This window comes from Bilophila wadsworthia ATCC 49260, from assembly GCF_000701705.1.
GTDB lineage: Bacteria > Desulfobacterota > Desulfovibrionia > Desulfovibrionales > Desulfovibrionaceae > Bilophila > Bilophila wadsworthia.
On record NZ_JNJP01000093.1, the window covers coordinates 1 to 13,451 of the forward strand.

Annotated in this window: 12 protein-coding genes, 1 tRNA gene and 1 pseudogene; 8 read left to right on the forward strand and 6 right to left on the reverse strand. The window is 60.2% G+C overall.

All coding sequences use genetic code 11. From position 1 onward, the window contains the following. Together T370_RS0118815 and tnpA are read left to right on the forward strand one after the other, a co-directional pair. On the forward strand, window positions 1-323 hold a 323-nt coding region (locus tag T370_RS0118815; RefSeq protein ID WP_029436659.1), incomplete at its 5' end, for a transposase. Between the two features lie 333 nt (window positions 324-656). Next, a pseudogene (tnpA, locus tag T370_RS23150) lies at window positions 657-1,112 on the forward strand (IS200/IS605 family transposase). Window positions 1,113-1,923: 811 nt separating this feature from the next. On the opposite strand, the gene T370_RS0118825 reads toward tnpA, so the two are convergent. Continuing rightward, window positions 1,924-2,000 (reverse strand) — tRNA-Arg (locus T370_RS0118825). A 180-nt stretch (window positions 2,001-2,180) separates the two neighbouring features. On the opposite strand from T370_RS0118825, the gene T370_RS0118830 reads away from it, so the two are divergent. Genes T370_RS0118830 through T370_RS0118845 form a run of 4 tightly spaced genes read left to right on the forward strand, consistent with a single transcriptional unit; the run spans window position 2,181 to window position 5,347 of the window. Then, entirely contained in the window at window positions 2,181-2,873 is a 693-nt protein-coding gene (locus T370_RS0118830; protein ID WP_029436660.1) for a metal-dependent hydrolase, read from the forward strand. 15 nt (window positions 2,874-2,888) lie between these two features. Beyond that, the gene (locus T370_RS0118835) at window positions 2,889-3,092 is read left to right on the forward strand and encodes a hypothetical protein (RefSeq protein ID WP_005028252.1); all 204 of its coding nucleotides are present in this window, start codon (window positions 2,889-2,891) and stop codon (window positions 3,090-3,092) included. A 27-nt stretch (window positions 3,093-3,119) separates the two neighbouring features. Further along, entirely contained in the window at window positions 3,120-4,277 is a 1,158-nt protein-coding gene (lptF, locus tag T370_RS0118840; RefSeq protein WP_009380343.1) for an LPS export ABC transporter permease LptF, read from the forward strand. After that, window positions 4,274-5,347, forward strand: a complete 1,074-nt coding sequence (locus T370_RS0118845) for an LptF/LptG family permease (RefSeq protein ID WP_029436661.1) — start codon at window positions 4,274-4,276, stop codon at window positions 5,345-5,347. Before lptF ends, T370_RS0118845 begins: the two co-directional genes overlap by 4 nt. A 434-nt stretch (window positions 5,348-5,781) precedes the next feature. Here the strand turns inward: T370_RS0118845 and moaA are convergent, their stop codons facing one another. From moaA to T370_RS0118870, 5 genes are all read right to left on the reverse strand, one after another. After that, entirely contained in the window at window positions 5,782-6,825 is a 1,044-nt protein-coding gene (gene moaA / locus T370_RS0118850) for a GTP 3',8-cyclase MoaA (protein ID WP_370790946.1), read from the reverse strand. 53 nt (window positions 6,826-6,878) lie between these two features. After that, window positions 6,879-7,532 carry a molybdenum cofactor guanylyltransferase gene (gene mobA / locus T370_RS0118855; protein WP_029436663.1) on the reverse strand — a complete coding sequence of 218 codons (654 nt, stop codon included), beginning with the start codon at window positions 7,530-7,532 and terminating at the stop codon, window positions 6,879-6,881. After that, the gene (locus T370_RS0118860; protein ID WP_029436664.1) at window positions 7,529-8,305 is read right to left on the reverse strand and encodes a formate dehydrogenase accessory sulfurtransferase FdhD; all 777 of its coding nucleotides are present in this window, start codon (window positions 8,303-8,305) and stop codon (window positions 7,529-7,531) included. Before T370_RS0118860 ends, mobA begins: the two co-directional genes overlap by 4 nt. Then, window positions 8,302-8,529, reverse strand: a complete 228-nt coding sequence (locus T370_RS0118865; RefSeq protein WP_029436665.1) for a MoaD/ThiS family protein — start codon at window positions 8,527-8,529, stop codon at window positions 8,302-8,304. The genes T370_RS0118860 and T370_RS0118865 overlap by 4 nt, the downstream gene beginning before the upstream one ends. Before the next feature lie 237 nt (window positions 8,530-8,766). Further along, window positions 8,767-10,044 carry an RsmB/NOP family class I SAM-dependent RNA methyltransferase gene (locus tag T370_RS0118870; protein ID WP_029436666.1) on the reverse strand — a complete coding sequence of 426 codons (1,278 nt, stop codon included), beginning with the start codon at window positions 10,042-10,044 and terminating at the stop codon, window positions 8,767-8,769. 143 nt (window positions 10,045-10,187) lie between these two features. Between T370_RS0118870 and T370_RS0118875 the strand changes: the two genes are divergently transcribed. Together T370_RS0118875 and dpaL are read left to right on the forward strand one after the other, a co-directional pair. Continuing rightward, the gene (locus T370_RS0118875) at window positions 10,188-11,837 is read left to right on the forward strand and encodes an FG-GAP repeat domain-containing protein (RefSeq protein WP_029436667.1); all 1,650 of its coding nucleotides are present in this window, start codon (window positions 10,188-10,190) and stop codon (window positions 11,835-11,837) included. Between the two features lie 326 nt (window positions 11,838-12,163). Further along, the gene (gene dpaL, locus T370_RS0118880; RefSeq protein WP_029436668.1) at window positions 12,164-13,393 is read left to right on the forward strand and encodes a diaminopropionate ammonia-lyase; all 1,230 of its coding nucleotides are present in this window, start codon (window positions 12,164-12,166) and stop codon (window positions 13,391-13,393) included. Window positions 13,394-13,451: the final 58 nt, after the last annotated feature.

Here is a 13,451-nt window from a genome sequence, read left to right on the forward strand (position 1 = left end):
AGGTCAGCGATTACAAGGGAGCGGCCATTCTCCAGCACCTTCTTCCCGAAGACGGCATCTTTCTGGCAGACGGAGGGTATGATGCGGCCTGGTTGCGGGAGTCTCTGAAAGCGAGGGGGATGACGGTCTGCATACCTCCTCGGAAAACCAGAAATGCAGCCTTTCCTTTCGACAAAACGCTGTATAAACGTCGGCATCTCATTGAAAATACGTTCAGCAAACTGAAGGACTGGCGGCGTATCGCAACACGTTATGACCGCTGTGCCCATACCTTTTTCTCAGCCATCTGCCTTGCTGTCTGTGTTATCTTTTATCTTCATTAACGAGTCCTGACCCTAGTAAGGATAAGTAGGGAAGAAATATTCTTGAATAACTTCTCCTCCGTAACGGTTTTATTGCTACTCTTGCTACGGAGTCATCTCAAATTTTAGCCTAAATATTGAAAACAGGGGGTGAAAATTTTTTAATCATGAAAAAAATTGGTTTTTATTTTTTAACATATTTATTTTATTGTGGGTTTAGCCCGTTGAAGGAGCGAAGAGACTGAAATAGAAAACCACCCGCTATGCGGGTGGAGACAAGTGTTATACACAAAAAAACACCTTTCCTGTACGCAGAAGTTGTTCAGGCTTCAGCGTAAGGGAAAGGTGTTTTTTATGGGAACCAAGGCCCAAAGTTTAGCTCACACCAAGTGGTTATGCAAGTATCATATCATTTTTACACCAAAATTTAGAAGGAAAATAATATTTCGCAACTACGTGAAAGTGTACGGGAAATTTTACGAGATTTATGCAAGCCCAAAGGAATAGATATTATAGGGGGCCATCTTATGCCCGATCATGTTCACATGCTGGTGAGTATCCCGCCAAAGATCAGCGTGTCGAGTTTCATGGGATATCTGAAGGGCAAAAGTTCCTTGATGATTTTTGATAGTCACGCAAACTTGAAGTACAAATTCGGCAACAGAAAATTTTGGGCCAAAAGGTTATTATGTGAGTACGGTAGGACTCAATGAATCAACGATAAAGAAATACATCCAGCAACAAGAACGGCATGACATCATGCAAGATAAGTTGACTACACGCGAGTATGCCAACCCCGTCAAAGGGTAAGCCAAAGTGATAACGGCACTGTTGAACAGAGTGAAAGCCAGCGCCTTTAGACGCTGCCGGTAACAAGTCCTTATGGGGCTGGAGAAAACCACCCGCTATGCGGGGGTATTATTATATTATTTTGTCTCAATTCGAACGCGAGGCCTTTAACTCTGGAGTCTATGAACTGATTTTTTGTGTTTCTAGGAAGTCCTATTTGTATCTTTATCACTCTGTTTTTACATGATAAATTGAGAACAGTTTTCTGTTGATTTCTGTCGATTTCTATTTTTCTTGTGTGCGGGAAAAGATGATTGGAGTGCAAAATGACAACAGCCAAGAGGCAAAAGATATGTTACGCGGGCGTCATTTTGAATGGTGGCCCGGTTGGATAGATACGGTGAAGAGCGGATGTCCTATATTCAGTATCGCTGGGGTGGAAGGGGGGCCAAAGAGATAGAAGAATCCGTAGGGAGGGAATCCGAAAGTATAGCCGCTTCTAAGGAGAAACGATATTCGCACCATGCGTACGGCTGGAATTGAGCAAGCCGACACGGAACGGCGCAGGCGGAGGAGGTCCGCACACCTGGCGAATGAAAGTCGGATAACCGTGGCAAGCCTTTGTGAAACGATACGAGGAAGCCAACGCGTGAAAGCCATCTATCGTACTAGACCGGAGCTATTATAAGTATTTTTTCAGGGTATTGGGCAGGGAATTTACGGAATTTTAGGAAAAGAACGGGAGTTGAGACATGGAAAGAGCCTGATTTTTGAAACCGCGTTGGGAAAAGCAAACCCCTTACAGATTGCTATCTGTAAGGGGTTGATTTCATGGTGCGCCCGGCGCGATTCGAACGCACGGCCTTTAGCTCCGGAGGCTAACGCTCTATCCGACTGAGCTACGGGCGCGGAGTTTCCCCGGAAGGGGACACTACAGAGTTGGGAAGCTAGCTCTTGTGCCGCGTCCTGTCAAGCTGTATGCTCCGGTACCGGGAGCGTGCTGCGGCTCGTTTGGTGTCGGAGCCGTGTTTTTGTGTCCATCCGTTTGTTACGCTTCCCCTTCTTTTTCTTTATCTTAAGGAGTATTCCATGAGCGTTTCCGTTACTTGGTACGGTCATTCCAATTTTAAGGTTTCTTGCGGCGACGTGACTGTTTTCATAGATCCCTTCTTCACGCATAACCCTTCCTGCCCCGTGACGTGGAATGAGGCCGGGAAGCCGGATTTGGTGCTCATCACCCATGATCACGGCGATCATACGGGTGACGCCGTGGCGATCTGCAAAAGCAGCGGCGCAACCTGCGGCTGCATCGTCGGCACGGCCGAACGCCTGATCGACGCCGGGATGCCGCAAGCCAGCATTCCCGCCGGGATCGGCTTCAATATCGGGGGCACCATCGAAGTGAAGGGCGTCCGGGTCACCATGACGCAGGCGTTCCATACTTCGGAATCCGGGGCCCCCGCAGGGTACGTCGTGACCATGCCGGACGGCTTTACCTTCTATCACGCGGGCGATACCGGCCTCTTCTCCTCGATGGAGCTGATAGGTTCGCTGTATCCGCTGGATCTGGCGCTGCTGCCCGTGGGCGGCTTCTTCACGATGGACGGGTTGCAGGCCGCCCATGCCGCGCGTCTGCTCAAGCCCAAGGCCGTGATCCCCATGCACTGGGGGACATTCCCGGTCCTTGCGAAGGACACCTCGGCCTTTGCGTCGCATCTCGCTTCCGTGGCTCCAGATGTCCGCCTGGTCTCCATGAAGCCCGGTGATAGCGCCGCGTTCTAATCACGGAGGTATCACATGACGCTCATCGAACACGGCGAACTGGTCCGCCGCGCTTTGGAATATGTGCAGGAAGAACGCTGCCGCCGCCCGGATGCGCCGCTTTCCTCCCTGCTTGACGAAGCGGGTATGCGCTTCAATCTGACGCCGCTGGATGCGGCCCAGCTTGCCCGCCTTTTTTCCGAAACAGGACAGGAGCCTTCCGCCCCGTGCAAACGCTAACTTTGTTCCCCTACAGGACGTTGCCCGATGCCTTCGCTTCTTCAGAGACAGATATTTAAAGAAATCGCCAACCTGTTCGTTCTCGCCGTGGGGGTGCTGCTGACGCTCATCCTCATCAGCCGGGCGGTGCAGATGCGGGAACTGTTTCTGGGGCTGGATCTCGGCATCTTGGATACCGTTCTGCTGTTCGGCTATATGACCCCGCTGTTCCTCATGCTGGTGATTCCCATCGCCTGTATGCTCAGCGTCTTCCTGACCTTCCTGCGCATGAGCACGGACCGCGAGCTGGTCGCCCTGCGTGCGGGGGGCATCAACATCTATCAGATGCTTCCCGCGCCGCTCCTGTTCAGTGTGATCTGCATGTTGCTGACGCTCTGGGTATCCCTGCATTGGCTGGCGTGGGGCATGGGGCATTTCCGGGAAACGATCCTTGAAATCGCCAATACACGCGCCCGTGTCGTGGTGCAGCCCGGCGTCTTCAATACGGACTTCCCCAATCTGGTGCTTTTCGCCCGGCAGGTGAACCCCGGTGACGGGGATATGTCGCAGGTTCTGGTGGACGACCGTTCGCACCCTGAGCGCCACATGACCATCCTCGCCCCGGAAGGGCGCTTCGATACCGATACCGAGCGCGGCGAGCTGGTATTCCTGCTTGAGGACGGCAAGATCTACACCACGGATAAGAAGGGGTCCTCGGTGCTGGCCTTCGACGAATACAAAGTGCGGCTGCCGCTGGACTCCCTCTTCAAGAGCCTTGATCTCGGAGATGTGCGGCCCCGCGAGATGTCATGGAGCAAGCTCTCCAGCATCACGCGGGAGGAAGCGCTAAAAGTGGACGCCAACTACGCCAACAAGCTGGAGGTGGAGCGCCACAAGCGCTGGGCCTATCCGGTGGCGTGCATCGCCCTGACCCTCTTCGTGCTGCCGCTGGCTTCGGCCTTTGAGGGGCTGCACAGGCAGACGGGGCTCATGTTGGCCCTTGCCATGTTCTTCGTGTATTACAGCCTGATGTCGCTTGGGTTCAGTACGGGCGAGTCCGGGGCCATCCCCCCCTCCATAGGGTTGTGGGTCCCGAACATCCTGTTCCTATGCCTCGGCATCTACGGGCTATGGCTGACGGCGCATGAGCGAACGCCGCACGTGGCGACCTTCTTCCGCAACCTGCGGACACGGAGGACGTCATGAGCCTGCTTTTCCGCTATCTGACCAAGAACAACGCGATGATCCTGCTGCCGACCCTTGCCGTCGGCATCGGCCTGTATGTGCTTACGGACCTGTTCGAGCGTCTTGACAACTTCATCGAGGCCGGGCTGTCCGTGGGCATGGTGCTCACCTACTTCGTCGTGAAGATGCCGCTCGTGATTTCGCAGATCCTGCCGGTGATCTTCCTGCTGTCCACGGTCATCCAACTGTGCATCATGGCTCGCAGCCGCGAGCTGACGGCGTTGCAGGCCGGGGGCATCTCCCTCGGCGTGGTGGCAAGCTCCATGATCCTTTGCGGCATTTTCTGGGGCGGCGTCCAGCTTGGTTTCTCCGAATATCTGGGCGTTGCCGGGGAACGCGAGTCCGCCCGCATCTGGCAGGAAGAGGTCCGCAAGAAGAACCTCGCGGCAACGGTGCTGAAGGATGTCTGGTTTACGGATGGGGACTGGATCGTCTCGCTCGGTACGCTTGATCCCCAGGCGCACGGCACAGGCTTTTCCGGGTATGAACTGTCCGACGACGGCCTGAGCATCAAGCGCATCGTGCAGGCGTCCACGTTCACCGCCGAGCCCAGCCACTGGGCCTTGCAGGATGTGCGCGTCTACACGCCCGACACCTTCACGCAGGAGCAAGAGCCGGATTTCGTCCTCCCGCTCAGGCAGGATCCCGAAACCTTCCGGCTCGTCAGTACGGGCACGAAGCCGCAGCAGTTGCCGCTCTGGCAGCTTGGGGACGCCATCAGCCAGTTGAAATCTTCCGGTTCCAATGTGGAGGCGCTCCGTACGGCGTGGCACGCCAAGCTGGCCTATGCGGCATCGATTCTGGTCATGGCCTTCGTGGCGACGGCCATTGTCTCGTGGAAGGACAACATCTATATCGCCGTGACCGTCGCGCTGCTGTGCACGTTCCTGTACTTCGCGGTGTATACCCTCGGTACGACGCTTGGGCAGCGCGGCATCCTGCACCCGTTCCTCGCCGCGTGGACCGCCAACCTCATCGCGCTGTTCTTTGCGTTTTGGCGGCTTATCCCCTTGCTGCTGCGAAGGGAATAATTCACCGGAACCTTTTAAAGATTTGAGGGGCGAGAGAAACGTTCTGAAGAAGGGGGCACCCCCACGTTTCCCTCGCCCCCTCCAACCTTCCCTCCTCTCCCTTCAAAGCCTTTTCTCTTTATCGAATCCCACTCGACCGCTTTTCCTGTGGCAGAAAAATGTGTTCTTTGGGGTTGACGAGGGTGCTGTTTTTTGAACGGGGCCAACGGGAAAAGGCGTCCTTTCGTGGGCGCAGTCTTAATATGAATCCCGCTTGAAGCCTTTCAGCATTGAAATACGCATTCCCCAGAAGGAAAGCAGACTCAAGAAAGATTACGAACAGGGATTCGATAAAGTCGAAAGTCTTTGAAGAGGAGAGGGTGGGGTTTGGGGAGGGGAGGAGAAACTTTCTCCAGAAAGTTTCTCCCCCCCTCCCCAATTCCTCAAGAGCGTTCCTACCCGCCGATGGCGGTCATGCGCCGCTGAGCCACGGCATTGTGGCGGCGCTCAAGGAGCCGCGCCCCGATGGGCTTGTCTCGGGTGGCGAGGGTGACGATGCGGCGGACGGCTTCGATGCCGAGCTTGGGATGCCGCAAGGCGTTGCGGAGCCGGTATTCCCGGTCGTCGAACAGGCATGTCCTCAGCGCTCCGTCGGACGTGATGCGGAGCCGGTTACAGGACGTGCAGAAATGGCTGGAAAGCGGAGAGATCAGGCCGAGGCGCCCGAGGCCGGGCCCGTCCGGGCCTGAAAGCGTATAGAGCCGGGCGGGGCCTCCGTTGCGCTGTTCCTGCTCCACGGGGGCGACGGCGACGAGCCCCTTGACGGCGTCAAGGATATCCGGGGCCGACCAGAAACAGCTGTCCGACCAGCGCGTGCCTTCGCCCATCGGCATGAATTCGATGAACCGCACGTCGATGGGGTGGTGCATGGCGTAGTCGATAAAGGCGGGCAGCTCGTCGTCGTTGAAGCCGCGCATGGCGACCGCGTTGAGCTTGAAGGGGATACCCGCGTCGAGAAGGGCGTCCATGTTTTCCCGGACCTTGCCGAACAGATCGCGGCCCGTGATCTGCTCGAACTTGTCCCTGTCGAACGTGTCGAGGGACAGGTTCACCGCGTTCAGGCCTATGGCTTTCAATGTTTGGATATGGGGGCCGATCAGCGTCCCGTTGGTGGTCACGCGGATGTCGAGGGCGGGGTGCGCGGCCCGCAGGCGTTCGAGGAAGTCGGCGAATCCTTTGCGCGCGAAGGGCTCGCCGCCCGTCAGCCGGACTTTTTCCACGCCCATGTCCATCGCCATGTCCACAAGCTGTTCCATCTCCTCATAGCGCAGGACGGATTCGTGGGGAATGAACGTCTCCATGCCGCTGCGGCAGTAGGTGCAGCGCAGGTTGCAGCGGTCGGTAACAGAGAGGCGGATGTAGCGGACGGTCCTGCCGTGGCCGTCTTCCAGCGAAGCGGCGGGTTCGCACAGATGGGCGAAGGGTGGGATTGCGTTCATGGAACTGCCCGGTGGTTGTGCGCCGCAAGGGGCGGCGCGGTGGGGAGAAGCCTTCACCGTATCCCCTCCTCGCTGGCGTGGCAAGCCGTGCTGTGCCTTTGTTCACGTGCGGCCTCGGCCATGCGTCTGGCCTGCTCGAGTTCGCCCGGGAAATTGATGTTGAAGAAGGGCAGGGCCTCGGCCCGGGTATAGACGACGCGCGATTGCAGCTTTTCGGGGATCACGAGGTTGAGCTGCCGGAGGTTGCGGGCGCGGGCCTCTTCGAAAAAGGGCAGGCAGGCCGGTTCGTAGATGGAGACGAGCGCTTCGATGAATCCCGTTTCCGCTTGCTGGAACGTCGTCATGAGCGCTTCGGGGGGGCGGGCGCCGCGGGCGTCGATGAGGCGGCGCAGCGTGGGCACGTCCATGAACGGCAGATCGCACGAGAGCACGAGGATCGGTTGCCGGAGTTCCCGAAGTGCGGACCATACCCCGCCGAGCGGCCCGAGGCCGGGTTTTGCGTCGGGGATGGAACGGATGCCCGGCAGGGCTAGGGTTTCTTCGCCCGCATCGGGAGCCCGGCACGAGATGACCACGCCGTCCGTGCACGCGGCGAGGAGATCGGCGGTGCGGGCCAGCATGTCCCGCCCGTCGCCGGGCAAGCGCAGGCGTACCTTGTCCTGCCCGAGCCGGGTGGAGCGCCCTCCGGCCAGCACCACGCCGATCATGCGATCCTGCCTTCTCCGGCAAAGACCGTGAGCCGTTCCTCGCGGGGACGGCAGAAGCCGACGACGGTCACGGGATGGGCGGGATGGAGCCTGTTTTGCTGCCGGGCCATTTCCACGGGCGTGGAGGTAACGGCGCTGCGGCTGATGAGGAACGAGAAACCCGCCCGGCGTGCCTTGGCGTAGAGGCTGGATGTGATGCGGGCCGAGACGAACAGCACGGTTTCCGCCGGATCGATGCCGTTGAGGCAGGCCCAGCCCGCGAGCCGGTCGAGGCAGTTGTGCCGCCCGATGTCCTCGGCGAGGCGGAGGAAGGCTCCGGTCTTGGGATCGAACATCCCCGCGCGGTGGAAGCAGCCCGTGGATTCCCAGAGCAGGGGGCAGGAGCCTTCCAGCGTCAGGAAGGCGTCCATGTGTTTGACGATGGCGTCGGGCGTCATGACGATGGAGGGCGTTTCATCGTGCCCTTTTTTCTCCATGCGCTTGAGTTCCACGGCAAAGGCGTGTTTCGCGTCGATGCCGGGCGGGACGGATACGGCGCGAACGCTTCCGGACATGCGGAACGGCGAAGGGCCGGCTTCCGGGCCGAGATGCCGGCGATCGAGCAGGACGTGCCCGATCGCCAGCGGTTCAAGGTCGTCGGGCCACGCCCACAGGCGGCAGCTGCTTCCGGACCACGAAACGTATACGGGTTCTTCGGGGCTGACCGCGTCGTCGATGTGCTGCCACCCGCCGTCTTTCCAGCGGGTGACGGAGTAGGACAAAGGGGTATTCATGAGTTGGCCGCCTCCGCGGCGGGGACGAAGGCGAGCCTGTCGCCGTCGTTCAGGATGCGATCCGGCCCGGCATGGACCCCGTTGACGAGGATCAGGGGTTCCGCGGATCGGATGTTGAGGATGTGCATGGCTTCGCCCGCCGTGGTTCCCTCGGCCACGTCCAGCCTGTCGTTTTCGGGCGTGTGCGGGGGCAGCGTTGCGAAGCGGCGTATTTCTATCAGCATGGGGCACTCCTTGAGGCCCCATACTAGCGGACCCCGCAGGTTTTTTGCAAGGCCGGGAACACGAGAAGCCGCGATGCGGGGAGGGGGCATTGAAAACGGAATGCCGCGAACAGGGATTCAATAAACACAAAAGTCTTTGAAGAGAAGGAGGTGGGGTTTGGGGAGGGGGAGGAGAAACTTTCTCCAGAAAGTTTCTCCTCCCCCTCCCCAAACCACTACTAGTCCTGAAATATGCTTTTACCGATCGCTCCACACGGCGCGCCCGGCCTTGAGTCGGAGACGCCCGAGGGGAAGCCCGCGCCAGAACAGGGACGCCTCTTTGCCGGGCAACCCCGTATCAAGGCTTCCGCCTTGCAGCAGGCGTTCGAGGATGGGCACGTCGTCGACGTCGAGGCGGGGAATGCGCTGAGGTTCGGGATCAAGCAAAGCCCGGAGCCGCGCCGAGGGGATGAGGCCCTGTGCCGACGCCTTGCCGAGAGCCATGCCCTGCCAGCGCACGGCGGCGGGCAGATGCGCCAGCGCCGGGGCGGGCAGGAAGTGGAGGGAATCCTCGAACACCGCCAGATCGCCGGGAGGGAGCAGGGCGGGCGACAACCCGAACTCCGCAAGGAAGGCCGGGGGGATCGCGCGGTAGGCCGCCGTGGCCGTCGTTCCCCGGGCGAGGCCGGGCACGGCGGCGGAGTCGCCGGGTTTGCGCAGCAGGGCGATATAAAAGCCCTGCGCGTTGGAGGCGTCCTCGTCCACCCGGAGCGTGCCTTCGCAGCCGGGGAGCTCCGGCGCGGCGAAAACGAAGCCGGGGAACGGCTCCAGCGGGATCGGCTCAAGGCCGAGCCCTTCAACGGCAAAACGGACTTGGCCCTCGTTCTCGTCCACATTGGTTGTGCAGGTTGAATAGACGAGTTTTCCGCCGGGGCGCAGCAGGCGGCTCGCTTCCGTCAGGAGCTTGCGCTGCAGCTCCAGCATGGGTTTGAGGCGGTCGCCCTGCCAGCGCTTGATCGCCTGCGGGTTCTTGTCCGTGGTCCCCCATCCGGAGCAGGGCGGATCGAGGAGGACGGCGTCCCACGAGGCGTCGGGCAGGGGCAGGGATTCGCCGGGCCATGAGCAGGTCACGGCTTGGAGGAGGTTGAGCGCGGCGAGGTTGCGGCGCAGGTTCGCGAGGCGCGGGCGGGCCGGTTCGTTGCCGAGCACCAACCCCTCGCGGCCCACAAGCTGCGCGAGCAGGCCCGTCTTGCTGCCGGGGCTGGCGCACATATCGAGCACGCGGGCCCCTTCGCCGGGCGCGAGGGCCAGCGGGGGCAGCATGGATGAACGGTCCTGAATGTAGACGTACCCCCAGAAGGCGGCGAGGCTCCGGCCGAGCGGGAACGGCTCCTGGAGCAGCCGCCTTGCCAGCGGAGAAAACGGTTCCGGCTCGAAAACGAAGCCTTGTGCGCTAAGCAGCGCCTCGACGGACGGGATCTGTCCCGGGTTGCAGACGAGGCGAAAAGAACGGCGGAGGGAGGGGGTGTCGGTCATACTATCCTATTTAGAAAAAACGCGATAAAGAGTTTCTGGCGCTTTCCGTTTCCGGCGTTGCGCTTGCGGAGACGGGGAAGTCTATAGTATGGTAAAAAAAGTCGACCGGGCTGAACCGGCGAATCCTTCCAAGGAGTTTACGAATGCATCTGATATTCCGTACGGCTCTGATGCTGTGTACAATGCTGGTTTTTGTGGCGCAAGCCCTTGCCGCCGATGTGCGCAGCTACGCGGTGCTGCCTTTTAAAGTGAACGGTTCCAGCGGGTTCACCTATCTGGAAAAGGCCATCCCGTCCATGCTGAACTCCCGCCTCTACTGGCAGGGGCACTTCCAGCCCGTTGCCGACGCCGCGCTCGCCAAGGCCGGGGCCGTGAGCGACGCGGGAAGCGCCGCCAAGGCCCTTTCCGCCACCGGTGCCGACTATGTCATCTGGGGCGACGTGACGGTCATGGGCGACAACGTCAGCCTTGACGTGCGCGTCCGTGACAAGGCGGGCAAGGAATGGCGCAAGGGCGCGAAAACCCGCGTCAATGACCTCATCGCCAGCCTTCAGGGCGTTTCCGACAGCATCAACGCCGAAGTCTTCGGGCGCGGCGGTTCCGGCGTCGTTGCGGCGGCTCCGGCTGCAAGCGCCGGGCAGGCGAACCCCAACTTTGTCCAGAAGGACGCCACGCAGAGCCAGGTCTACCTGAACCCGCAGTTCCGCTATCAGGGCAGCGACGGCACGCGTTACCGCAGCCAGACGCTTCCTTATGCGTCCGTGGGCATGATCGTTGCCGACGTGAACGGCGACGGCAAGAACGAAGTGGTCGTGCTCGGCGAAAAGCGCCTTTACGTGTATCAGTGGCAGAACGAGCGCCTCGTGCAGCTTGGGGAATACAAGATTCCCACCCGCATGATGCCGCTTGCGCTCCGCAGCATCGATTTGAACCGCGACAGGGCTGAGGAGATCATCCTGACGGCCTACGAAGAAGACTACACGCAGCCGTATTCCATGGTCCTGAGCTTCAAGGGGAATACCTTCACCGAAGTGGCGGAACGCCTCCCCTACTATCTGAACGTGGTTCGCATTCCTCCGGATTACATGCCCACGCTGATCGGCCAGAAGGGCGACCCGTCCCGTATTTTCTCGCGTGGCGGCGTGTATGAGATGATGAAGCAGGGCAACAGCCTCGTGCAGAGCAAGAAGCTGGATCTGCCGAGCGGCGTGAACGCCCTGAACTTCGCGTGGCTGCCCGGAACGCCTGGCAAGGAAACCGAAAAGCTTGTGGTGCTGACCGATGAAGAACGCCTCCGCGTGTTCTCGGACAAAGGTTCGCAGCTGAACCAGACGGACGAGAAGTTCTCCGGATCGGCCATCGGCATCGCCGAACAGACGCAGATGCCCGGCATGGGCAAAGACAACATCCTGATCCCGTCCAAGTATTTCGTGCCGTTGCGCATGATCCCTTCGGATCTGGAGCAGGACGGCTCTTGGGAGCTGCTGGTCAACAAGCCCATTTCGGTGTCCGCGCAGTTCTTCGAGAACTACCGCTTCTTCCCCGAGGGTGAAATCGAATCCCTGTACTGGGACGGCGTGGGCCTCGGCCTCCAGTGGAAGACCCGCCGCATCAAGGGCTCTGTTGTGGACTTCGCGCTGGCTGACCCGAACAACGACGGCACCAAGGACCTCGTGGTCTGCCTGAACACGCACCCCGGCGCGCTCGGCCTCCAGAACCGCAAGACGGTGGTGGTCTTCTACCCGCTGGATCTCAGCATGATGGACCCGAAGACGGCTCCGGCGCTCGACTAGCGGCGGATAGGGGGGACGCTCCCTCATAAGGCCCGGTAGCCTGAAAAGGCTTCATATGGCGCAGGCTTCGTTCGCGGAGCCTGCGTTTTTTTGTGCCCATGCGGAACGGCAGGGCATATTGTTCTCGTAATGAGAAAAAAGCGTTCGCAATCCGGGAGAATTCTCATTTCGGGAATGGCGTTGCCTGAAAATGCTGAAAGATCCGCTTGAAAATGGGTGTGATAGCAAAAGTCCAAGTTGGCCCCATCCTTGCTTTGGGTAAGGAGCATCCCGGGATGTGCCCGGATTTTTCCCGCTCACTCTGCCGCCGCATCAGGAGGTTCGCAATGGACAACATGCTTTATCACATCAATGCACAGCGTCTGCGCCCCGGCTCAGGCGCTTCCCTGGATATACTGAATGCCGCCGAGGCCCGGCGCGCCCGGCGTTTCCATGCCGGTTTCGTGCAGTACGCGCCCACGCCTCTCGTCCCCCTGCCGTATCTGGCCTCCACGCTCGGCCTCGGGAACATCCGGGCCAAGGACGAGTCGAAACGTTTCGGGCTCAATGCCTTCAAAGTGCTTGGCGCTTCCTATGCGATGGGCCGTTACCTTGCGGAACGGCTCGGAAAATCCATTGACGATCTGACGCCCGCCGATCTCTGTTCCCCCGCCGTGAGCGAGCGGCTCGGGCCCATTACTTTCATATCCGCCACAGACGGCAACCACGGCAGGGCGGTAGCGTGGACGGCGCAGCAGCTCGGCAAGAAGGCCGTCATCTACATGCCCAAGGGGTCCGACCCGGCGCGGCTGGAGAATATCCGCAGCCACGGCGCGGAAGCCAGCATCACGGATCTCAATTACGACGACGCGGTGCGCCTCGCGTGGAAGATGGCTTGCGAAAACGGCTGGATCATGGTGCAGGACACGGCGTGGGACGGCTATGAGGACATCCCCACATGGATCATCCAAGGCTATGCCGCGCTTGCCGTGGAGGCGCTGGCCCAGTGGCGCGCCGAAGAGCTTGAGCCTCCGACGCATCTTTTCCTTCAGGCGGGAGTCGGCTCCTTCGCGTCCGGCGTGCTCGGCTACATGGCGTCGGAACTTGGCGATGCGCTCCCCAAGACGATCATTGTGGAGCCGCACGCCGCCGACTGCATTTACCGTTCCGCCCTTGCAGGGGATGGTCAGCCGCATAATGTCACGGGCGATCTTTCCACGCTGATGGCGGGGCTGGCCTGCGGCGAGCCCTGCACCGTGGGGTGGCCCATCCTGCGCGATTACGCCTCGGCCTATGTTTCCTGCCCCGACTACGTGGCGGCCAACGGGATGCGCCTCTACGCCGCAGCGCGCGGCGGCGACGCCCCCATCGTCTCCGGCGAATCCGGCGCGGCACCGCTCGGCGCGCTCGATCACATCATGCGCAATCCCGCCCTCGCGCCGCTCCGTGAATCCCTCGGGCTCGGCCCCGATTCACGCGTCATGCTCATCAGCACCGAAGGCGACACCTCGCCCCGCGTCTGGCGTGACGTCTGCTGGTACGGCAGGCACGGTGACGAGTTGCGTGTGGGCGAGTAGGGATATGAGATTGGGGAGGGGGAGGAGAACCTTTCTGAAGAAAGGTTCTCCTCCCCCT